The organism is Chitinimonas sp. (assembly GCF_036568685.1).
GTDB lineage: Bacteria > Pseudomonadota > Gammaproteobacteria > Burkholderiales > Chitinimonadaceae > Chitinimonas.
On the sequence record NZ_DATCSC010000005.1, the window covers coordinates 1 to 20,438 of the forward strand.

The following is a 20,438-nucleotide window of genomic DNA, read 5'->3' on the forward strand; positions in this document are numbered from 1 at the left end:
CGAATACCCGGATGGATTCGGCCTCTTGCGCGCCTCCAATACCACGCCGGTGCTGGTACTGCGGTTCGAAGGGGATGACGCCAAGGCGCTCAAGCGCATCCAGGCGACCTTCCGCAAGCTGCTGGCGGGTGAGATCGACGCCAAGCTACCCTTCTGACCAGTCTCCGACATACGCGCCCCCGTTGCTTGCAGGCAGCAAAACAAAAGACCCGCTCTCGAGCGGGTCTTTTGTTTTACAGGGCGGCAGGAGTGCTCTCCGACCGCACTGATTAAGGCTTACCAGAACTTGTAGCTCGCACCCAGGTTCAGGTATCGGCCGTACGGGTTGTGGAAGCCCGGGTTGTAGCCCAGGGTGGTGTTGTCCGGGTCATAGGGTGCCTTGCGATTGGCCACGTTACGCATCACCGCGGTCAAGGTTAGGTTTTTCACGCCCTTGTAGGTCAAACCGAGATCGACCGTGGTCCAGGAACCAACATGGCAACTAGCCCAGTTTTTGCCCAGCGCGGTACCCGGACTATTGTCCAAGGAACACTCACCGCTGTCGCCATACAACCAACCACCGGTGTAGTTCAGGCGGCCGGTCGTGGTCCAGGCGCCACGCTCCCAATCTGTGGAGACGGAGCTCTTGAAGCGCGGCAGTTCACCCGCCGGGCCGTAGGAGCCAGCATATTCGGTAAAGGGATCGCCAGCGAACTGGGCCTGCTTGTAGCTGAGCAGGTAAGTGGCATTCCAGGCCGTGGTCAAGCGGCCATATTCACCCAGGCTGCTCTTCAAACGCAGGTCCAGATCAATGCCCTTGGTACGGGTTTCACCCAGGTTGAAGAACTTGCGGGTAGTACTGGTGATCAAGCCAGAATTCGGAATCAGCTTGCCACTCTTGTCCTTCACCCAGGTATCCGGACTGGCGGAGCGCTGGATCTGATCGACATAGGCCATATTGTTCAGCTTGTAGACCTGGTTGATCAGGAACTGCGAACTCAGGCGGTCGATTTCATTGCGACGGCGAATCTCATACACGTCGACCGAACCGTTGAGATTGTTGGTCGGGGCGAACACGAAACCGAAGGTGTAGCTCTTCGATTTTTCGGGCTGCAGATCCGGATTGGCGGCAATGCGCGACGACAGGGTGATACCGGTGGTGCACTCAGTCGTGGTCGAGCGGGAGGCAGGGTCGACGTTGGCGGCGCAACGGATCGGATCGATGATGCCGCTGTTGAAGGACTGCACGCTGGACTTGGATATCTGGGTCAGACCTGGAGCCCGGAAGCCCTCGGCGTAGGTACCACGGACGGAGAACTTGCTGTCCGGCGTCCACTTGAAGCCGACCTTGGGCGTGGTGGAGTTGCCAAAATCACTGTAGTGGTCGTAACGCAGAGCAGCTTCCAGCGACAGCGCCTTCAGCACCGGTAGGCTCAGCTCGCCGAACACCGACTGCACATTGCGGCTGCCCGAGGCGGTCGAGGAGCCCAGACCGATGAACTCGGCATTTTGCAGATGCTGATCGGCCACCACGTCGATGGACTCGCGACGGGCTTCCACGCCGACGGCCACCCCTACGCTACCACCGGCCAGCTGGCCGAACTCGGTCGAACCGCGTAGGTCGCCGATGGTGACTTCGGTCTTGCCATTGTCAAGGCGCGTCGGGCTGATCTTGGCAAGGGTCGCGGCGCTGTTGTGGCCGGTCGGGCGATAGGACAGATCGTTGATCGCGTCCTGCAGTTCCTTGGCCAAGATGCGACCGGTTTCACTGGTCTCACGCTCCGCCTTGTTGTACAGCAGGCCGGCCTTCCAGTCCCAGTCGAAATGATTGCCTTCCAGGCCGAACACCGCGCGGGTGTTCTTGGTCGTAACATCGGTGAGAACCGGTACATCAGCCATGCGGTAACGGACCGCGACCTTGGCGGTATTGTTCGGATTGGCCTGGAACAGCGGATTGTCAGGGTGGTTGGCCGGCAGGATGAAGGTGAACTCCTTGCGCACACCGTCCACGGTGAACCAGGTATTCGCACTATTGCCGTTCATCGCCAGGCTGTTGCCCGGGTATTTGCTCTTGGTCTCGTTGTAGCTCAGTTCGCTAAAACCGCTGACTGAGTCCGAAAGACGGATTGCGCCTCGGGCAAACAGGTTGCCGGACTTCTGGTCGCTCTGTTCGATCACCTTGGGCCAGGTGTTGAACCAGCAGCTCTTGCCATTGGCGGCGGCGCTATTGGCGACAACCTGGTCAGCCGGGCAGCTGGCATCGGCACCGATCAGGCGGGTGAATGCACCGCTGCCCGGGGTGGCTTCACGATAGTAGTTGCCGGGGAAGGAGGCAGTCGAGAAGTGAGGATCCAGGCGCTGATTGATCTTGGCGTACAGGTCCTGGCTGATCCCATTGTCCTTGGTGGTGTCGGTCTCATGACGCTTGCGATAGTCCGCCGATACATAGACGTTCCAACGGTCTTCATCCAGGTTACCGACACCAAAGATGGCTGAAGCTGCGTCGGTCCGGTAACCACCCTGGGTGGCGCCAGTCGCGTTGGCCGACATTTCCAACCCTTGGTATTCCTTCTTCAGGATGAAGTTGATCACACCGGCGATTGCGTCGGAACCATAGACGGCAGAGGCGCCATCCTTGAATACTTCGATCCGCTCGATCACAGCCGGCGGGATGTTGTTCAAGTTGTACAGCGTCGACTGGCCGCTGTTCGGGTCGGCGTAGGCGGCGGGCGACATACGGCGACCATTGACGAGCACCAAGGTGGCGGAAGAACCCAAGCCACGCAGCGAGGCTGTCGCAGTACCCGAGGAAAAACCGCTGCCGGAACCCAGGTCATCCAGACCACCCGAGCTGATGGCGGGAATGAGCTTGAGGACTTCGGCGGTAGTCGTGGCGCCAGAGCGTTTGATTTCCTCGGCGCGGATCACCTGCACCGGCGAAGCGGTCTCGGTTGCAGTGCGCTTGATGTTGGAACCAGTGACTTCGATCCGTTCGACCTTCTTCACTTCATCCGCGGCATGGGCAGCGATATGGGCAAAGCCGGCGAAGCCCACCAGGACGAGGGCTTGGCTGAGTTGCTTCAACTTCATCTTGTAGTTTCTCCCGATTCTTAAATTCCGCGAGCACAGCCGGATCACAGCTACGGTCACGATTCAATCGCACACCCCGGCTCTGGCCGAAGTCCGCATACGTATCCCCCAAATGGGGGACGCATCGGGGAGGAATCCTACGGTGCCCTACGTGGCGCACGTTACAAATAAGCGGTATTTGTAAAAATATGTTGCAGACAAAACACAATTAAATATTTGTTTTCTCATATGAAAAAAGCATAAACCCAGGCCAGGCCTGGGTTATGCGGGAATTTGCTGCCAAGAAGGGGATCGCGCGTCAGCGTCGACGCATCCAGACCACACGTGGGATCTGGTCGCCATTGCGCTCCAGCATGGCCCTGTAGGCCACCGTCACGCGGCCGAAACGGGCATCTACATCCGCAAGAAAATAGCGGCTTTCATAGCCCAAGCGGGTGGGGTCGACCTCGGCCTGGACCTGTCCGGAGAGTTCGTCCTTGAACTCCGAGTCGTTGCTGAACGGCTTGGCATCCCGGCGCCGCGCCAGCGCCTGGGCGCTGGCCAGATCCAGGCTGGGCAACAAGGCAGACAATACCTCGGGCGGTGCAAAGTTGACGTTGACCTGGGTACCGGCCTGCGGCAAGGCAGAGACAAAGGGGGCGAGGCGGGCCACGATCTCGTCGCTATAGCCCTGTACCTGGCGCAACTCGTCGATATCGAACAGCGGCCGGTTGGCCGCACGGTGCGGCGGGTTGCCGGCCAGATATTCCCGGTCTTCCGCCCCGCCTGGGTAGCGGGGCTCACTGTCGGCATCCAGCCAGTCCAGCAGCGGTGGTACCAGCGTCTCCGGCGATAAGCCCAGCGCCTTCAGAAGCCGCTCGTAAGCCTCCTTGTCGAGCATGCTGACCTGGCCATTGCTGGCGATCAGATTGTTCAAGTTGAAGCGCCCTTGCAGATCGCTGATCTTGCCGCCGGCATTGCCCTGTTCCACCGGCAGGTTGGGGATGGGGATGGCCCAAGCTTCCTGCGCGTGGTCGACCTTGTTCTGGCGGGCGTCATCGCGCAGGGTGAGGCGGCTGAGATCGATGGCGGCCCGCGCCACCCCGCGTGCCTGCGCCAAGTCGTGTTGGTTCTCCACCTGGCGTAACCATAGGCTATGGCGGAAAGCCATAAAGCCTGCCAGCGCCGCGACCAGGGCGGCGACCGCAACAGCGGTGACGATGGCAATGCCGGACTGGCGGGGGAGAGAACGGTACATCATGGCAGGGCAAACAGGCGGGTGACGGTTTCGCCACTTTCCAGCGCCAGCGTCAGCTCAACACCACGTGGCAGCTGGGCAGCCTGACTGCCCTGCGGCCAGCTGAGTTGCCACTGACCGGCGGCATCGAGAAAACGCAGCGAGAAGGTCTTGACGTGATCCAGCATGGGCAAGGCGGTCGGACTGGTACGAGGGGCAAGGTCCAGCGCGCTCCAGAGCAACAATTCCAGATGCCCGTCCCGCAGGCGATACCCCAGGTGCGTCAGGCGCTCACCGTCATAGCGCACCAGTTCCAGCTGCGCGCCGTTGGCGTCCAAGGCCCCCGCCGCACCCCGTATGGCGGCCTGGGTGGTGCCACCTTCGTCACGCCAGGGGCGGTTGGCAACCTGGGAGAAATCGTCATCAAAGCGCGCCATCGCTACCGTGAGTTCGCGCCATTTGCGGTTGTCGGCATCCATCACCTGCTTGGCGGTCGCCAGGTTGGCCACGCCCTTGTAGGCGATCACCGCCATCACGCTGAACACCGCCAGCGCGATCAGGATCTCGATCAGGGTAAAGCCCTGCTGCTTACCGCGGCGCATTGGCGATATACCCGATCAGCACCGCGTCGGCATGGTCGCCAGACTCAGGCGCCGAGACGCGGACCTCGACCCGGCGGAAGGATTTGTTGGGGGTTTCCGAGACCGACTCGCGCCAGACGAATTCTGTACCCACCTGCGTCTCACGACCTTCCCGCGTACCGATATCGGGGAACTCGCTGCGGGCGAGGTAGCCGTTGAGACGGTTCTGTGCCACCCAACCACCCACCAGGTGGCGGCGCAGCGCGAGCGAGCCGTCGGCCACCGCCGTGCTGGCGCGCACCGCTGCCGCCAGGGCGATGCCGATCACGGCCAAGGCCACCAGTACCTCGATCAAGGTGAAGCCCTGCCGTCTCATGGCGCCGCCCCCGCCGCTTGCACCTGTGGATTGGCAACGGTGATACGACCCAACGCATCGGCCTGCAGCGTGCGGCGCTCGGCGCCGGCGTAGAGACTGAGGCTGAAAGGCGCGTTGACACCGGAGGGAGAAAACACGATACGCCCGCCCTCTGGCAAAGGCTGCAGATTGACGCGCAGGTTGGCCAAGCGCAGTGCCTGTGGCAATTCGCGCGGGCGCAACACCTCGGATTCGGCGACCGGCTGCCAGCTGGCGTCCGGCTGTTGCAGCCAGAAGCGGTAGCCCCCCGGCTCTGCCGAAAAGCCGGCAGCGGCACCGGTGGCAATCGCTTCGTCGCGCGCCGTCTCGAGCAGCAGCGACAGCCGCTCGCTCTCGCGCTGCAGGGTGTCGACATCGCTCTGGCCAAAACGCACTGCGGCCAGCACCACGATGATGCTGATGATCACCAGCACCACCAGGATCTCGACCAGGGTGAAGCCCTGTTGACGCCGCGGAGCGGCAGGCAAACGGGCAAGCACCTGCTTACAGCATCCAGGAGCCGATGTCGGCATCGTGCCCCTCGCCACCGGCCTGGCCGTCAGCGCCGTAGCTCATTACGTCGATATCACCCTTGATGCCCGGGTTCAGGTAGACATAGTCATGGCCCCAAGGGTCACGCGGCAGCTTATCGAGGTAGGATTTCCAGTTGTTCGGGATCTGGCCGGCGGTCGGTTTTTCCACCAGGGCCTTGAGGCCCTGCTCGGTGGACGGGTAGATACCGTTGTCGAGCTTGTAGAGCTTGAGCGCCTGCACCAGCGCACCGACGTCCTGCTTGGCCGCCACGACGCGGGCCTCGTCCGGCCGGCTCATGATCTTGGGTACGACCAGCGCCCCGAGAATGGCCAGGATGGCGATCACCACCAGGATCTCGATCAGGGTAAAGCCGCCTTGGCGTGCGCGTTGCTGCATAGGTTTCGCTCCGTTCTATCTCGTCTTTGTCATTCGTGCGGCTCGCCGCCCAAGGGCGGAAAGCGCCGTTCATTCTTGTCCAGCTTGGCGGTAACCGCTGCGGCCACGTCTATGCCTTGGCTATTGGCGAAGGCCAGCGCATAGATCAGCACGTCGGCCAATTCTTCGGCCACCTCGGCACGGTCCGCCACGGTAGTCGCTTCTGGTGTCCACTGGAAGTGCTCCATCAGCTCCGCCGCCTCGATGGCAATGCTCATCGCCAGGTTCTTACCATTGTGGAAGCGCTGCCATTCGCGCGCCGCGGCAAAGTCCGCAACCTTCTGCCGTAAGCTGGCCAGTGTAGTGTGCTCGTCCTGCAACATCATTTCACCAGCTGGTTCATTTCAAACACCGGCAAGAGGATGGCCAGCACGATCAGCAGAACCGCACCGCCCATCAACAACACCATCACCGGCCCCAGCAAGCTGGTGAAAGTCGCTACCTTCTGCTCCAGCTCGCCCGTCTGTTGCTGGGCAGCCTTGTCGAGCATGACTTCCAGCCGTCCGCTGGCCTCACCGCTGGCGATCAGATGGACCAGCACCGGCGGGAACAGTTTCTGTCGCTCCAGGGCCCGCGACAGGGTGGCCCCTTCGCGCACATCCTTGGCGGCATTCGCCACCGCCGCACGCAGCACCCGGTTACCGACTACGCCAGCCGCGGCCTCCATGGCCTTGAGCAATGGCACACCGCTACCCACGAGTATGGACAGGGTGCTGGCCAGGCGGGCCGTATTGCCGGCACGGTTGAGCCGGCCGAACAGGGGCAGGCGCAGCAAGAGGCCATCAAAACGAAGCCGGAAAGCCGGCTGCTTGAGCAACCTTGCGAAAATAAAGGCACCGCCGCCCAGCAGCACCAGCAGGATCAGACCGTATTCGCGCAGGCTACCGGAGATCGCCAGCAGCGCACGGGTCAGAAAAGGCAAGGTCTGTTTTGCGCCCTGGAACACCGTCACCATCTGCGGCACCACCCACCACAGCATGCCGACGATCACCAGCAGGGAAACCGTCAGCACCACCGCCGGGTAGACAAAGGCCAGGGCCACCTTGGCGGTCAACGCTTGGCGCGCCTCGATATAGTCGGCCAACCGCTGCATGACCCCCGCCGCCTTGCCGGATTCCTCACCGGCACGGACGATGGTGCGGTAGAGCTCGGGAAAGACCCGTGGGTGGCGGCTCAGCGCCAGGCTCATGGGCGCGCCGGCCAATACCTCGCTGCGCACGCTGGCCAGCACATCCCGGCTGCGTTGGTTCTCGGCCTGTTCGATCAGCACGGTCAGCGCCCGCTCCACCGTCAGGCCGGCATCCAGCAGGGTGGCGAACTGACGGGTGATCAGCGCCAGCTCGGCGCTGGAGACCCCGCCGCCACGACGCGGCTTGCCAGCCTGCGCCTCCGGCGCCAGCTCGCTCATGTCGACTACCCATAAGCCCTGCTCACGCAGATTGGCGCGAGCCAGGCGAGCGTTGTCCGCTTCGATCACCCCCTCGCTGCTGCGGCCACCGCCATCGAGGGCCTGGTAACGAAAGCCTGCCATGTCAGCCCACCACCTTGGGTGCACCGGCCGGCCGTGGCAGCAGCTGCTCCGGGTTTACACCGGCGACCGACAGCAGAATGCTTAGCAGCAGCATGACCACCAACAGCACCGGGATGGACAGGAGCGTACCCAGCGCTACCTGTTGTACCGTATTGCCAGTAGCGACGGCCAGCGCACGCAGTGCGAGGCCAAGCTGGTAGCCCTTGAGCACCAGTAGCATCAGGATGCCCACGCCCTGCGGCAGATTGGCCAGCAGCGGCAACAAAAGGTCGCTGCTGCCCAGCAGTACCAGCAAGGGGAACAGGCTGCCGCCAGCCAGGCGGGCCTGGCCGGCCGGGGTACGGCGCAGCCACCAGCCAAAGAAGAAGACGAAGAACAGTACCCGGAACCAGTTCATGCCGATCGCCAGCGCAAGATGCTGGCCCAGGCTGAAGCCCGGCAGGGAACCGCCCAGGACGGGCAGGACGCTGAGCAGCATCAACCAGCCTACCGGCTGCCACCAGTCGTAGGAGTAGTGTTCCAGTGGCTTGATCCGGAAGCGGGCCAGATCGAGGGCATCCTGCAGGAATGGTGGCATAGGCTAAAAAAAGAGCCGCCTTGTCGGCGGCCCCGGGTTTGTTGGGGGATCAGGCCTTTTGGCAATCGCCGCGATCCTCGACCTGCTGGACGATGAGTTCAAAGTCCTGTCGCAGGGGGTTCTCGCGTTTGGCGGCCAGATAGTAGCGCTTGCAGGCTTCCACGGTAAACGGCACGTCTTTTACGACAGGGTCATGAAAGCCCGCCACCGGCGCCGCACTGACCCGCAGCACGCGGTTGCCAGGCTCCACCCGGACCGGATTGACGTCGATGGTGTATTCCTTGTCGATGGCCAGCACCCGTACCGGATAGGTATTGAGTTCGGTACGTCCAAAGCGATGGCTGCCATCCAGGAAGCTGGTATTGGTGACCTTCATGCTGGCACAGGCGCCTAGTCCGAGCGCCAACAGGACCAGGCCGGTTATTGCGATACGCTTGTTCATTTCATGACTCCTCGGGCGTTGCGACCCTTTGATTATCCACCGCTACGCTGGCGGGGGCCGGGTGCCGGACACAGATGTTTACTGCTGAAGCAGTTATAACCAAATCCTGTCTGCCTGCATGGACCAAAGGACGGTGAGCGGAGTTCCTCCGTTCACCACCTCGGTCAAGCAACTGCAGTCCGGCATGGTTTAGCCAACCACGCTCCCCGCAGTGTTCAATCAAAAACAACGGTCTTGTGGCCGTAGACCAGCACGCGGTGATCCAGATGCCAGCGTACCGCTCGGGACAGCACCACCCGCTCCAGATCACGTCCCTTTTGCACCAGATCATCCACCGTCTCGCGGTGCGAGATGCGGGTCACGTCCTGCTCGATGATGGGGCCATCGTCCAATACCTCGGTTACATAGTGGCTGGTGGCGCCGATCAGCTTTACGCCCCGCGCATGGGCGCGGTGGTAGGGCTTGGCGCCCTCGAAGGCCGGCAGGAAGCTGTGGTGGATATTGATAATCCGGCGCGGGTAACGGGCGGTGAAGTCGTGCGACAGCACCTGCATATAGCGGGCAAGCACGATCAGGTCGATGCCTTGTTGCTGCAAGAGCGCGTGCTGCTCGGCCTCGGCCGCCTGCTTGTTGTCCTTACCGACCGAGATGACGTGATAGGCAATGCCATAGAACTCCGCCACGCGGCGGCAGTCCTCGTGGTTGGAAATGATGAGCGGAATGTCGCAGGCCAGTTCGCCGCTGTGCCAGCGATGCAACAGATCCACCAAGCAATGGTCGTACTTGGAGACGAAGATCGCGAGCCGAGGCTTCTGGGCCGAGCGCTTGAGCTTCCATTCCATGCCAAAGCGTTCGGCGATGGGTGCAAAGGCAGCGTCGAAGGCCCCCATATCGAGCGCAAAACCCTCCAGATCCCACTCGATACGCATCAGAAAGAGGCCGGCATCGTCGTCCTGATGCTGGTCGGCATGCAGGATGTTGGCGTTGTAGGTGTAGAGGAAGTTGGCGATCGCGGCGACAAGGCCTTTGCGGTCGGGGCAGGAGATCAGCAGGGTAGCGGTGTTTTTCATCGGTCGGCCAGGAGAAGCAGAGGCCCCTTGCAGAGAGGGGTTCGAGCAAATAAAGGCGCATCCTGCCACGTAATGAGGGTCCGTTGCAGATGACGCGCACGTAAATAAATCAAGCGCTTGCTCTGCAAACTCAACGATGCTAACTTGCAGGAAAACAAGCATGTAGCACGCACAAGGCAGACTACGGCTGCCATGACGGCGGTCCCCCGCCGGTGCTATGCTTCCTATCCTTTCCGTGCCGGGCCTGCCCGGGAACCCCGCCTTGCCACCAAGGCGGGGTGGCCCAGACAGCCCAACCGGCACGGGGACCCAATTCCAATCCGACCCCCAGCGGAGGCAGTTTTGAAGATCCTGGTCGCAGTGAAGCGCGTTGTTGATTACAACGTCAAAGTCCGTTGCAAGCCCGATGGCAGCGATGTCGACATCGCCAACGTCAAGATGTCCATGAACCCCTTCGACGAGATCGCCGTCGAAGAGGCTGTCCGCCTCAAGGAAGCCGGCAAGGCCAGCGAGATCGTGGTGGTCTCGCTCGGCGTGAAGCAGTGCGAAGAGACCCTGCGTACTGCCCTGGCCATGGGCGCCGACCGCGCCATCCACGTCGAGACCGACGCCGTGCTGCAGCCCCTGGCCGTGGCCAAGCTGCTCAAGGCCGTGGCCGACAAGGAACAGCCGCAGCTCTTGATCCTGGGCAAGCAGGCCATCGACGACGACGCCAACCAGACCGGCCAGATGCTGGCTGCGCTGCTGAACGTGCCGCAAGGCACCTTTGCCTCCAAGGTCGAACTGGCCGGCGACAAGGTACAGGTCACCCGCGAAATCGACGGCGGCCTCGAGACCGTCTCGCTGTCGCTGCCGGCCATCGTCACCACCGACCTGCGCCTCAATGAGCCGCGCTACGTCAAGCTGCCCAATATCATGGCCGCCAAGAAGAAGCCGCTGGACAAGACCACCCCGGCCGAGCTGGGCGTGGACCCGGCCCCCCGCCTGACCACGGTCAAGGTCTCGGAACCCCCGGTCCGCAAGGCCGGCATCAAGGTCGGCTCGGTCGCCGAACTGGTCGCCAAACTGAAGAACGAAGCAAAGGTGATCTGATCATGACGATCCTGGTTATTGCAGAACACGACAACGCTACCCTCAAGTCGTCCACGCTCAACACGGTAACCGCCGCTACCAAGCTGGGTGGCGACGTGCATGTGCTGGTGGCCGGCCATAACGCCCTGGCCGCTGCACAAGCCGCCGCCAAGGTCGCTGGCGTGGCCAAGGTGCTGCTCGCCGACGGTGCCCACCTGGGCCACGGCCTGGCCGAGAACCTGACCCCACTGGTGGTGGGCCTGGCCAAGGACTACAGCCATGTGCTGGCACCGGCCACCACCTATGGCAAGAACCTGCTGCCGCGCGTGGCCGCTCTCTTGGATGTGGCGCAGATCTCGGACGTGATCGGCATTGAAGGCGCCGACACCTTCGTGCGCCCGATCTACGCCGGTAACGTGATCGCCACCGTGCGCTCGGCCGACGCAATCAAGGTGCTGACCGTGCGTACCACCGCCTTCGACGCCGCTGCCGAAGGTGGCGCCGCCGCCGTCGAGAACATTACCGCCGGTAACGACGTGGGCCAATCGAGCTTTGTCTCGCAAGAGCTGACCAAGTCCAGCCGTCCTGAACTGGGTGCCGCCAAGGTGATCGTCTCCGGTGGTCGCGCGCTGGGCTCCAGCGAGCAGTTCCATGGCGTGCTTGAGCCGCTGGCCGACAAGCTGGGGGCCGCCATCGGTGCCTCGCGCGCCGCCGTGGACGCCGGCTACGCCCCGAACGACTACCAGGTCGGCCAGACCGGCAAGATCGTGGCGCCGCAGCTCTACATCGCCATCGGTATTTCCGGCGCCATCCAGCACCTGGCCGGTATGAAGGATTCCAAGGTGATTGTCGCGATCAACAAGGACGAAGAAGCCCCGATCTTCCAGGTGGCCGACTATGGTCTGGTAGCGGACCTCTTCACCGCCGTGCCAGAACTGATCAGCGAACTGAACAAGTAAGCACTAGAACGGTCACCGAGGTGGCCGTTTTTTCAGCAGCTTTTACCGAGCAAGCGCTCGAATAGGAGAATTCCATGAGCTACAAAGCCCCCATTGCCGACATGCGCTTCGTGCTGAACGAGCTGGCTGGCCTCAACGAAGTGGCCGCCCTGCCCGGCTTCGAGGACGTGAACCCGGAACTGGTCGATGCGATTCTGGAAGAGGCGGCCAAGCTGGCCGAGAACGTGCTCGCACCGCTGAACCGCGTGGGCGACCAGCACGGCAACAAGCTCAATGACGGCGTGGTCACCACCGCCCCCGGTTTCAAGGATGCCTATACCCAGTTCGTCGAGAACGGTTGGGTCGGCCTGCACGCCCCCGCCGAATTCGGTGGTCAGGGCATGCCCCACCTCGTCGCCACTGCGGTCGAAGAGATGTGGAAAGGCTCCAACATGGCCTTCTCGCTGTGTCCGCTCTTGACCCTGGGCGCCATTGCCGCCATCGAGCACCATGCCTCGCCCGAGCTGCAGGCGACCTACCTGCCCAAGATGGCAGAAGGCACCTGGACCGGCACCATGAACCTGACCGAACCGCAGGCCGGCTCCGACCTGGCCCAGGTCCGATCCAAGGCCGTGCCGGTCGGTGACGGTACCTACAAGATCAGCGGCCAGAAGATCTTCATCACCTATGGTGAGCACGATATGGCCGAGAACATCGTCCACCTCGTGCTGGCCCGCCTGCCCGATGCCCCGGCCGGCGTAAAGGGTATCTCGCTGTTCGTGGTGCCCAAGTTCCTGGTCAATGCGGACGGCTCGCTGGGTGCGCGCAACGATGTGAAGTGCGTGTCGATCGAACACAAGCTCGGCATCCACGGCTCGCCCACCTGCGTGATGAGCTACGGCGACAACGGCGGCGCCATCGGCTGGCTGGTCGGCGAAGCCAACCGCGGTCTGAGCTATATGTTCACCATGATGAACGCCGCCCGCCTGGGCGTGGGCGTGGAAGGCATGGCCCTGGCCGAGGCCGCGTACCAGAAGGCCGTGGCCTACGCCAAAGACCGCGTGCAGAGCCGCGAGCTGGGCTCGGAAAACCCGGCACCGGCCGCCATCATCCGCCATGCCGACATCCGCCGCATGCTGATGACCATGCGCGCCCTGACCGAAGCCGAACGCGCCCTGACCTATCTGGCCTGTGGCTCGCTGGACAAGGCCAACCGCCACCCGGACCGCGCCGAGCAGCAGAAGTGGAACGCCGTGGTCGGCTTCCTGACCCCCATCGTCAAGGGTTGGAACACCGAGAACGCCAGCCGCATCGCCAGCCTGGGGGTACAGGTACACGGTGGCATGGGCTTTATCGAAGAAACCGGCGCCGCCCAGTACCTGCGCGACGCCCGTATCAGCTCGATCTACGAAGGGACCACCGGCATCCAGGCCATGGACCTGGTCGGTCGCAAGACCGCTGCCGAAAAGGGCATGACTGCCCAGGCCCTGCTGGCCCAGGTGGAAGCCACCGTCGGCCAGCTACGCGCCGCCGGCCTGGAAGACATCGCCGCAGGCCTCGAAAAGTCGCTGGCACACGCCCGCAGTACCACCCGTTACGTGGTCGAGCAGTTCGACGCCCAACCCAAGGCCGTGGCCGCAGGCTCGGTACCCTTCCTGGAGCTGATGGGCCTGACCCTGGGTGGCTGGCAGCTGGGTCGTGCCGCGCTGATCGCCAAGCAGAAGCTGGCCGACGGCGAGGGCGACGCCGCCTTCTTCGAAGCCAAGCTGACCACCGCGCGCTTCTTTGCCGCCTACCTGCTGCCGCAGACCGCCAGCCTGGCGGAGGTGATCCTGCACGGCGCCGACAGCGTGCTGGCCCTGCCGGATGAAGCCTTCTAAGGCAGCCTTGTCGCCTTGTGAAGCAAGAAGCCACCCCTGGGGGTGGCTTTTTCTTCGCCCAGCGCCGCGTTCGTGTTTTGTCCCGAGTACTCAGGCTGCTGGGGCACAGATACCGGCCTCAAAATCGGCCAGCAGTACGCCATCAACCTCGATCAGCCGGTCCAGACGGATCAGTTCGCCATCGGCCAATGCCAGGTACTCGGCACCGCCACGGCTATAGACATCGGCCACACCGACGAGACGTTGCTGTGGCCGGCCATCCACGCCCACAAAACGCAGCGTGACGGGCTTTCGGCGGGTGGCATGTACTTCCAGCAGGTCGTGGAATTCGCAGTTGATGGGCACATAGTTGGCGGTATCGATGTCCACAGTCGGGCTCCAAATTAGTTAGCGTACTTTCCATGTGTGAAATTACGCCCCGCTACGCAAGCTGTCAATACATTGCGATTTAATCGTACTCGATATAAATTACCGCACAAGACCGGGGTTCTGCCCCGGCCGGCGGAGCAGGGCCATCGCAGTTGGGCGCGAGATGGGCGTCTTGATGCGCGCGGGCGGCTCGCCAATACTGAAAGCCTGTGGCAGGCGGTGGATAGCGCCGTCTGCAAGACAATGAGGGAAGCAGCCATGTCTCAACTGGTTTCCGAAGCGGAGGCCAAGCGCCTGGAAGCGCTCTACCGCTACCTGCAGCTAGACACCGTGCCGGACCCCGCCTTCGATCTGCTGGCAGAGGCGGCCGCCGAGATCTGCGATGTACCCTACGCCTCGGTGTCGCTGGTGGACCGGGACCGCGTCTGGCGCAAGGCGGGTTACGGCCTGGCCGGCGGCACCGAGACTTCCCGCGAGGAATCCTACTGCTCCCGCGCCATACAGCATGACTTTCTGGAAATCCCCGATCTGGCCAACGATGCCGCCACCGCCCATATGAGTCTGGTCAGACGCGATGTGGGTGCGCAGATGTATGCCGGTGCCAGCCTGGTAACCACCGACGGCTACCACATAGGCACGCTCTGCGTGCTCAATACCAAGACCGGCGTACTGAGCGAGCGGCAGAAGCATATCCTGCGCGGCCTGGCGGGCCAGGTGATGTCCCTGATCGAACTGCGCGCGCACGAGCGCAGCCTGCAGGAGGCACTGCAGCGCGCCGAATACCTGGCCGCGACCGATGTGCTGACCGGCCTCGCCAACCGCCGCGCCCTATTCGAGAAGCTGGAACATGAGCTGGCGCGCTGTCGTCGCTACGGCACGCCACTCTCGGCCGTGCTGATCGACCTGGACCACTTCAAGCGAGTCAACGACGAGCATGGCCACGACGCCGGCGACCTGGTACTACGCAATGTGGGGCAGTTGATCACCGCCTCCATACGCTCGGTCGATATCGCCGCCCGCTACGGTGGCGAGGAGCTCTGCGTGCTCTTGCCGCAGACCGCGCAGCAAGGCGCCCTGGCTTTTGCCGAGGCCCTGCGCGGCAAACTGGCCGCGCTACAGCACGAGCTGGGCAGCACGACGATCACAGTGACCGCCAGCCTTGGCGTGGCCAGCGTCGACCCTGCGCTGGATTGCGATGCAGCCCAGCTGATCAAGGCGGCCGACCAGGCCCTCTATGCGGCCAAGGACGGCGGCCGCAACCAGGTGGTGGCCCAGTCCTGCCGCCCATAGGCGGCTTGAGCACACCTTAACCCCCGCCCCCCCCCGGGCCCAGGCAGATCACCCGGCTCAGCTTGGCATACGGTAATGGCCTGCATCGAAGCGGTCTATGCCGCAGCTCAGCGCCTCTATCCAATCCAGAAAGGCCAGCAGCACGGTACGGCCGACGAAGTAACGGCCGTGCTGCGGCACCAGCATGATGATCTCGCCGCTCTGTACCTTGGGCCGAACCATGGCCGCCCACAGCCGGCAAACCTTGTTGGCGACCATATAGCGGCGATGAAAGCCTTCCATGGTGGCGATATGGCGGGTGAAGTCGCTGACCGACGAGACCGGCTCGGCCACGTCGCCACAGGCGACCATGGAAGCACCCATATCGCCGGTGAAGAGAATCTGCGCCAATGGGTCGAAGAACTGGAAATTGCCCTCGGCATGCAGGAAGTGGGCCGGCACCAGACCCAGCTTCTGCTTGCCCAGGCTGACCCAGCCACCTTCATCCGGCACGCCGATGATGCGGCCGGTGGCATTGCCCACATTGCAAAAGTGCGGCACAAAGCGCGCCCAGAGCTTGGAGACGACCAGCTGGCAGTCAGTACCGACCAGCCATTTGTTGAGTGAGGCGACGATGTCGGGGTCGGCGTGGGAGGCGAGGATGTACTTGAGCTCACGGGCCGGGAAGTAGCGTGCCATGGCCATGATCAGGGCGTTGTAGGTCATGTTACCGGCTGGGTCGATCAGCGCGCCCTCGCGACCGGAGACGATCAGGAACTGGTTGGCCTGCACGGCATGGTCGTCATCGTCGTCAACCAGGTCATTGAACATCAGACAACGGTGGTGGCCGTCGTCATAGAGTGAAATCGCCATGCGGGATCTCCGGAGGGGCAAACAGCGAACCCTACCCCATTCCCCAACCAGCAGCCTTGATCCCGATCAAGGATTGCTGCCGCCCGTCCCCGTGGGCCTATGCAGATTGATGGCGGCGTCGAGCCGCTGCAGCAGGGCATCATCCACCTGCCGGCTGCAATAGAAATACCGGTAGGCACCGGGCGGGCTATCGGCATAGTGCCGCATGATCAGCTTGGCGCGCTCCTCCGGCATTGAGGCCAACAAGGCCTCGGCCTCCTCACCCGACAGCAGCACCACGTCCAGCATGCGGCGGTAGACCATACGCACCAGGTTGGCATTGCTCTCTGGCAGACGCACCAAGCTAGCCCGGCTGGTGGCGATCCAGACATCCAGCACCTCGCCGTAGGCATAGCCCTCGCGAAAGCCGAAACGCAGCCCGGCCGTACCGAGCAAGGGCTGCAACTCGGTGACGGCACCAGCACGGCCATTGTCGCTACGCATGATCGCCACATAGGGTTGATCACGGTAGAAGGCTTGGCTGAACTTGCCGCGCCCCAGCCGCTGTTCGGTCTTATAGCGCCCTATGGCACAGGCGTATTCCAGATTCTTGTCGATCAGTGCCATATGCCGGTTGAACGGCGATTCACGTAAATCCAACTCAATGCCAAGCTGCTGCACCGCCTGCATGGCTGGCTTGCCAAGCAGGCCGGTGAGGGCACCGTCGCGGAACTCGGTATAGGGTGGACGCTGCTCATAGTAGAGCACCAGCCGCTCGGCCCAGGCGGGAGCCAGCCAGCAGGCCAAGCCCAGTGGCCATAGCCGGCATATCGCAGTCCTACACCCCCTGCCCCACCCAGCCACCACCGCCCGTCCCCTTCTTTTCTCGTCACGCGCCGTGCCTCTTCTATTCTTTCTAGCAGGCGGCAGGCCTTGCCACAGCAGCGATTACGTCCCGCCAAGGCCCGCCAAATCAAGCGATTGACCGGTGCACCGGCGTTGGCCGGCGGCGCTGGCGCGGCTACAATCGCCCATCGTTATGTACAGGAAGAGACCAAGATGGGCTTTCTCGCCGACAAGAAAATTCTGATCACCGGCCTGCTGTCGAATCGTTCGATCGCCTACGGCATCGCCAAAGCCTGCCAGCGCGAAGGCGCCACCCTGGCGTTTACCTACGTCAACGACAAGCTCAAGGACCGCGTGGTCGAGATGGCCAAGGAGCTGGGCAGCGAGATCGTGCTGCGCTGCGACGTGAGCTCGGATGAAGAGATCGCCGCCATGGCGGCTGACCTGGGCAAGGCCTGGGACAAGGTAGACGGTGTAGTGCATTCGATCGGCTTTGCGCCGCGCGAAGCGCTCTCCGGTGACTATCTGGATTCGGTCAGCCGCGAAGCCTTCCAGATCGCCCACGATATCAGCAGCTACAGCTTTGCCGCACTGGCCAAGGCCCTGCGCCCGCAGCTGAGCGACAACGCCGCCCTCCTGACTCTGAGCTACCTGGGTGCCGAGCGCGCGGTGGTGAACTACAACGTGATGGGCCTGGCCAAGGCCAGCCTGGAAGCGAATGTCCGCTATATGGCCTCCTCGCTGGGCGCGCAGGGCATCCGCGTGAACGGTATCTCGGCCGGCCCGATCAAGACCCTGGCCGCCGCCGGCATCGCCGGCTTTTCCAAGATCCTGCACCACGTCGAGCAGTCCGCGCCGCTCAAGCGCAACGTGACCATCGAGGAAGTGGGCAATGTGGCCGCCTTCCTGCTGTCCGACCTCTCCTCGGCAGTGACCGGTGAGATCATGCATGTGGACGGTGGTTACAGCACCGTCGCCGCAGGTATGGATGAATAAGCGGAGCGCCAACCGCCAATAAAACAGCCCGGTCTAGCCGGGCTGTTTCGCTTTGTAAGCCGCCACGCCAGCTATAAACCGGCGACAGACAAATACTGCGACAGCCCATACAAGTTCTGGGTGGTGGGCGAGTAGCTCTGGCCGCTACGTTGTGATCCCAGCTGATTCTGCAATTGCAGGGCCTGGCTGGCAAAACTGCCATCGCCCCCCAGGCCACGCAGCGCGGCATTGCCAACCCGCTGTACGCTGGACTGGGCATCTGCCCCCGCCGTTTCGAAGGCCTTAGCACTCTTGGCCAAGAGGCTGGTGACACCTTCGGCATCCTTGCTGAAGGCTTGTTGGAACTGCTTCTCGTCGAGCGCCAGCTTGCCGCTCGCATCACGCTTGAGGCCAACCTGTGCCAGCGTCAGCCGGTTCTGTCCGCTGCCAGTCTCGCTACTATCCACCACCTTGTCGACCTGGGCGCTGACCTTGCGGGTCAGGCCATCCTGCGCAATATCGTCCTGCTGCCCCTGGAAGATGTTGTAGGCGCTGGCCAGGGCCTTGGCGGCCTGGCTGGCCTGGCTCAGGTCACGGCCAATCTCGACCGTAGCCTTGCCGGTCGCGCTGAAGCTGAGGTTCACGCCCGGCACGGCTGCGCGCAGGCTGTTGGTACTGCTGGTACGCTGCTGCCCATCCACCGTAATGGCGGCATCCTGCGCACTGCGCTGCAGGCTGAGGTTACGCCCGGAACCTACCGCCCCGGCCGGGTCGTAAGCCAAGCGCGAGAGGCCCTGCGCGCTGTCGGTGTTATTACCATCATTGTCGCCAACCAGGACCTGGAAGACCTGGTCGGCGCCGGTGTTCTTGCCGGTGAACTCCAGCCGGTTGCCATTGCTGTCCTGTACCACCTTGGCGCTGATGCCCACATTGGCCCGGTTAACCGCAGAAGCGATGCCATTGAGCGTGCTATCCGCGGCACTGAGGGTGATGGTACGGCTGGCCTGGCCGGTGGGGGTGAAAGTGTCGCCGCCACCATTGAGGCGACCAAACTGGATGCGCAACGACCCACCGCCGAGCTGGGTGGTATCGGCATCGGCAAAGTTCTGGCTCTGTACGCGTTGCGACTGCGCCAGCTGGGTTACGTCCACCTCGAATTTGCTGGCCTTGCTGGGGGCGTTGGAGGTACCGGGCTTGTCGACGGTAGCGTTCAGGCCGGGCTGCTTGCTGCTGGCGCTGTAGCCGGCTACTTCGCTGGCAGTGTCGTATTTGCGCGCACTATCACCCAGTACCGACAGGGCGGATTGCAACCGACCATAACCCGAAAGCCGCACCTGCGAGGACGACAAGGCGCCATCGGTAACGTTGCCAAGCCCGGATAATTGGCCCAGTTGGCCATCCTGCAGGCGGATCTCGTTGCCGAACAGGCTATAGGTACGGCTGAGGTTGGAGGCGATGGAGGACAGATTCATGACAACCCCGCATTGACGGCGCGCGCAAGCTGAGCAACAGTCTCGCTTCAAGGATAGTCGCCACGGCCGATCAATCCAACGCCGCCCGGCCGATAAACCCTTGTTATTGCGGAAGTTCCAGGACTAGAACGATGTGCCAGCTACTGGGCATGAATTGCAATGTGCCCACCGATATCTGTTTTTCCTTTGATGGTTTCCGCCGCCGCGGCGGGGAGACTGACCACCATGCCGATGGCTGGGGCATAGGCTTCTTCGAGGGTCGCGGTTGCCGCACCTTCCTCGACTGGCAGTCCTCCTGCGTCTCGCCGATCGCCGAGTTGGTCCGCAATTATCCGATCAAGTCGACCAATGTAATCGCGCATATCCGCAAGGCCACGGTCGGACGGATCTCACTGGCCAACACCCACCCCTTTATGCGCGAGCTGTGGGGCCATTATTGGTTGTTTGCCCACAATGGCGACCTGAAGACGTTGCCTACACTGCAGAGCAACCGCTTTACGCCGGTGGGCGACACCGACAGCGAGCATGCCTTCTGCTGGCTGCTGGAATCCTTGCTGGCGCGCTTCCCCACCGAGCCCTCACCGCAGGAGCTACACGCTGCCATGAAGCCCTTGGTAGCGGAACTTGCCCAGCATGGTTCGCTCAACTTCCTGCTTTCCAATGGCCGTTGGCTGGCTGCGCACTGTGCCACCAAGCTACAGTACATCGTCCGTCAGGCGCCCTTTGGCCAGGCCCACCTGGTCGACCAGGACGTGAGCGTAGACTTCGATGCGCTGACCACCCCCAGTGACCGCGTTGCGCTGATCGCTACCGAGCCGCTGACCGACAACGAGCAATGGACCAAGATGGAAGCCGGTGAGTTGATCGTGTTCGCCGATGGTTTGCCTACGCTGATCTGAGCGCCGGAGCAGCTCACC

The 20,438-nt window shown here is 62.8% G+C and carries 21 protein-coding genes and 1 pseudogene; 7 read left to right on the plus strand and 15 right to left on the minus strand.

Going from position 1 to position 20,438, the window contains the following annotated elements; genetic code table 11:
- A pseudogene (locus VIM95_RS00470) lies at positions 1-157 on the plus strand (phosphomannomutase/phosphoglucomutase); the annotation flags it as partial.
- Between the two features lie 119 nt (positions 158-276).
- On the opposite strand, the gene VIM95_RS00475 reads toward VIM95_RS00470, so the two are convergent.
- From VIM95_RS00475 to purU, 11 genes are all read right to left on the minus strand, one after another.
- Positions 277-3,069, minus strand: coding sequence for a TonB-dependent receptor (locus VIM95_RS00475; protein WP_331981440.1), 2,793 nt, complete (start codon positions 3,067-3,069; stop codon positions 277-279).
- Positions 3,070-3,367: 298 nt separating this feature from the next.
- On the minus strand, positions 3,368-4,309 hold the full coding sequence (gene gspK / locus VIM95_RS00480; protein WP_331981443.1) for a type II secretion system minor pseudopilin GspK: 942 nt from the start codon (positions 4,307-4,309) through the stop codon (positions 3,368-3,370).
- On the minus strand, positions 4,306-4,887 hold the full coding sequence (gene gspJ, locus VIM95_RS00485) for a type II secretion system minor pseudopilin GspJ (protein ID WP_331981446.1): 582 nt from the start codon (positions 4,885-4,887) through the stop codon (positions 4,306-4,308). The genes gspK and gspJ overlap by 4 nt, the downstream gene beginning before the upstream one ends.
- Positions 4,874-5,242, minus strand: coding sequence for a type II secretion system minor pseudopilin GspI (gspI, locus tag VIM95_RS00490; RefSeq protein ID WP_331981449.1), 369 nt, complete (start codon positions 5,240-5,242; stop codon positions 4,874-4,876). Before gspI ends, gspJ begins: the two co-directional genes overlap by 14 nt.
- Positions 5,239-5,748: a GspH/FimT family pseudopilin gene (locus VIM95_RS00495; protein ID WP_331981452.1), complete on the minus strand. Its 510-nt coding sequence runs from the start codon at positions 5,746-5,748 to the stop codon at positions 5,239-5,241. Before VIM95_RS00495 ends, gspI begins: the two co-directional genes overlap by 4 nt.
- A 16-nt stretch (positions 5,749-5,764) precedes the next feature.
- Entirely contained in the window at positions 5,765-6,190 is a 426-nt protein-coding gene (gspG, locus tag VIM95_RS00500; RefSeq protein WP_331981455.1) for a type II secretion system major pseudopilin GspG, read from the minus strand.
- Positions 6,191-6,219: 29 nt separating this feature from the next.
- Positions 6,220-6,555 carry a nucleotide pyrophosphohydrolase gene (locus VIM95_RS00505; protein WP_331981458.1) on the minus strand — a complete coding sequence of 112 codons (336 nt, stop codon included), beginning with the start codon at positions 6,553-6,555 and terminating at the stop codon, positions 6,220-6,222.
- The gene (gene gspF, locus VIM95_RS00510) at positions 6,552-7,760 is read right to left on the minus strand and encodes a type II secretion system inner membrane protein GspF (protein ID WP_331981462.1); all 1,209 of its coding nucleotides are present in this window, start codon (positions 7,758-7,760) and stop codon (positions 6,552-6,554) included. Before gspF ends, VIM95_RS00505 begins: the two co-directional genes overlap by 4 nt.
- A gap of 1 nt (position 7,761) precedes the next feature.
- A complete protein-coding gene (locus VIM95_RS00515; RefSeq protein ID WP_331981465.1) occupies positions 7,762-8,337 on the minus strand; it encodes a hypothetical protein in 576 nt (191 codons plus the stop codon).
- 49 nt (positions 8,338-8,386) lie between these two features.
- The gene (locus VIM95_RS00520) at positions 8,387-8,779 is read right to left on the minus strand and encodes a hypothetical protein (RefSeq protein ID WP_331981468.1); all 393 of its coding nucleotides are present in this window, start codon (positions 8,777-8,779) and stop codon (positions 8,387-8,389) included.
- Positions 8,780-8,994: 215 nt separating this feature from the next.
- Positions 8,995-9,849: a formyltetrahydrofolate deformylase gene (gene purU / locus VIM95_RS00525; RefSeq protein WP_331981471.1), complete on the minus strand. Its 855-nt coding sequence runs from the start codon at positions 9,847-9,849 to the stop codon at positions 8,995-8,997.
- 342 nt (positions 9,850-10,191) lie between these two features.
- Between purU and VIM95_RS00530 the strand changes: the two genes are divergently transcribed.
- From VIM95_RS00530 to VIM95_RS00540, 3 genes are all read left to right on the plus strand, one after another.
- Complete coding sequence (locus VIM95_RS00530) at positions 10,192-10,941, plus strand: electron transfer flavoprotein subunit beta/FixA family protein (RefSeq protein ID WP_331981474.1); 750 nt, start codon at positions 10,192-10,194, stop codon at positions 10,939-10,941.
- Between the two features lie 2 nt (positions 10,942-10,943).
- The gene (locus VIM95_RS00535) at positions 10,944-11,879 is read left to right on the plus strand and encodes an electron transfer flavoprotein subunit alpha/FixB family protein (protein ID WP_331981477.1); all 936 of its coding nucleotides are present in this window, start codon (positions 10,944-10,946) and stop codon (positions 11,877-11,879) included.
- A 74-nt stretch (positions 11,880-11,953) separates the two neighbouring features.
- A complete protein-coding gene (locus VIM95_RS00540) occupies positions 11,954-13,738 on the plus strand; it encodes an acyl-CoA dehydrogenase (RefSeq protein ID WP_331981480.1) in 1,785 nt (594 codons plus the stop codon).
- A gap of 90 nt (positions 13,739-13,828) precedes the next feature.
- Here VIM95_RS00540 and VIM95_RS00545 read toward each other — a convergent pair whose 3' ends face one another.
- Positions 13,829-14,107 (minus strand): hypothetical protein, encoded by a 279-nt coding sequence (locus VIM95_RS00545; RefSeq protein ID WP_331981483.1) that lies wholly within the window; start codon positions 14,105-14,107, stop codon positions 13,829-13,831.
- A gap of 258 nt (positions 14,108-14,365) precedes the next feature.
- Between VIM95_RS00545 and VIM95_RS00550 the strand changes: the two genes are divergently transcribed.
- Entirely contained in the window at positions 14,366-15,397 is a 1,032-nt protein-coding gene (locus VIM95_RS00550) for a sensor domain-containing diguanylate cyclase (RefSeq protein ID WP_331981487.1), read from the plus strand.
- A 57-nt stretch (positions 15,398-15,454) separates the two neighbouring features.
- Here VIM95_RS00550 and VIM95_RS00555 read toward each other — a convergent pair whose 3' ends face one another.
- Positions 15,455-16,249 carry an MBL fold metallo-hydrolase gene (locus tag VIM95_RS00555; RefSeq protein WP_331981490.1) on the minus strand — a complete coding sequence of 265 codons (795 nt, stop codon included), beginning with the start codon at positions 16,247-16,249 and terminating at the stop codon, positions 15,455-15,457.
- Between the two features lie 66 nt (positions 16,250-16,315).
- Positions 16,316-17,035, minus strand: a complete 720-nt coding sequence (locus VIM95_RS00560; protein WP_331981494.1) for a transporter substrate-binding domain-containing protein — start codon at positions 17,033-17,035, stop codon at positions 16,316-16,318.
- Between the two features lie 252 nt (positions 17,036-17,287).
- On the opposite strand from VIM95_RS00560, the gene fabI reads away from it, so the two are divergent.
- The gene (gene fabI, locus VIM95_RS00565) at positions 17,288-18,070 is read left to right on the plus strand and encodes an enoyl-ACP reductase FabI (protein WP_331981700.1); all 783 of its coding nucleotides are present in this window, start codon (positions 17,288-17,290) and stop codon (positions 18,068-18,070) included.
- 71 nt (positions 18,071-18,141) lie between these two features.
- Here the strand turns inward: fabI and fliD are convergent, their stop codons facing one another.
- Positions 18,142-19,521 carry a flagellar filament capping protein FliD gene (gene fliD, locus VIM95_RS00570; RefSeq protein WP_331981497.1) on the minus strand — a complete coding sequence of 460 codons (1,380 nt, stop codon included), beginning with the start codon at positions 19,519-19,521 and terminating at the stop codon, positions 18,142-18,144.
- 131 nt (positions 19,522-19,652) lie between these two features.
- Between fliD and VIM95_RS00575 the strand changes: the two genes are divergently transcribed.
- On the plus strand, positions 19,653-20,420 hold the full coding sequence (locus VIM95_RS00575) for a class II glutamine amidotransferase (RefSeq protein ID WP_331981500.1): 768 nt from the start codon (positions 19,653-19,655) through the stop codon (positions 20,418-20,420).
- Positions 20,421-20,438: the final 18 nt, after the last annotated feature.

What these genes read in the sequence shown, in the direction of transcription:
- VIM95_RS00475 (WP_331981440.1), bottom strand. Translation starts at nt 3,069, where the DNA reads ATGAAGTTGAAGCAACTCAGCCAAGCCCTCGTCCTGGTGGGCTTCGCC.
- gspK (WP_331981443.1), bottom strand. Translation starts at nt 4,309, where the DNA reads ATGATGTACCGTTCTCTCCCCCGCCAGTCCGGCATTGCCATCGTCACC.
- gspJ (WP_331981446.1), bottom strand. Translation starts at nt 4,887, where the DNA reads ATGCGCCGCGGTAAGCAGCAGGGCTTTACCCTGATCGAGATCCTGATC.
- gspI (WP_331981449.1), bottom strand. Translation starts at nt 5,242, where the DNA reads ATGAGACGGCAGGGCTTCACCTTGATCGAGGTACTGGTGGCCTTGGCC.
- gspG (WP_331981455.1), bottom strand. Translation starts at nt 6,190, where the DNA reads ATGCAGCAACGCGCACGCCAAGGCGGCTTTACCCTGATCGAGATCCTG.
- VIM95_RS00505 (WP_331981458.1), bottom strand. Translation starts at nt 6,555, where the DNA reads ATGATGTTGCAGGACGAGCACACTACACTGGCCAGCTTACGGCAGAAG.
- gspF (WP_331981462.1), bottom strand. Translation starts at nt 7,760, where the DNA reads ATGGCAGGCTTTCGTTACCAGGCCCTCGATGGCGGTGGCCGCAGCAGC.
- VIM95_RS00515 (WP_331981465.1), bottom strand. Translation starts at nt 8,337, where the DNA reads ATGCCACCATTCCTGCAGGATGCCCTCGATCTGGCCCGCTTCCGGATC.
- VIM95_RS00520 (WP_331981468.1), bottom strand. Translation starts at nt 8,779, where the DNA reads ATGAACAAGCGTATCGCAATAACCGGCCTGGTCCTGTTGGCGCTCGGA.
- purU (WP_331981471.1), bottom strand. Translation starts at nt 9,849, where the DNA reads ATGAAAAACACCGCTACCCTGCTGATCTCCTGCCCCGACCGCAAAGGC.
- VIM95_RS00535 (WP_331981477.1), top strand. Translation starts at nt 10,944, where the DNA reads ATGACGATCCTGGTTATTGCAGAACACGACAACGCTACCCTCAAGTCG.
- VIM95_RS00540 (WP_331981480.1), top strand. Translation starts at nt 11,954, where the DNA reads ATGAGCTACAAAGCCCCCATTGCCGACATGCGCTTCGTGCTGAACGAG.
- VIM95_RS00550 (WP_331981487.1), top strand. Translation starts at nt 14,366, where the DNA reads ATGTCTCAACTGGTTTCCGAAGCGGAGGCCAAGCGCCTGGAAGCGCTC.
- VIM95_RS00555 (WP_331981490.1), bottom strand. Translation starts at nt 16,249, where the DNA reads ATGGCGATTTCACTCTATGACGACGGCCACCACCGTTGTCTGATGTTC.
- fabI (WP_331981700.1), top strand. Translation starts at nt 17,288, where the DNA reads ATGGGCTTTCTCGCCGACAAGAAAATTCTGATCACCGGCCTGCTGTCG.
- fliD (WP_331981497.1), bottom strand. Translation starts at nt 19,521, where the DNA reads ATGAATCTGTCCTCCATCGCCTCCAACCTCAGCCGTACCTATAGCCTG.
- VIM95_RS00575 (WP_331981500.1), top strand. Translation starts at nt 19,653, where the DNA reads ATGTGCCAGCTACTGGGCATGAATTGCAATGTGCCCACCGATATCTGT.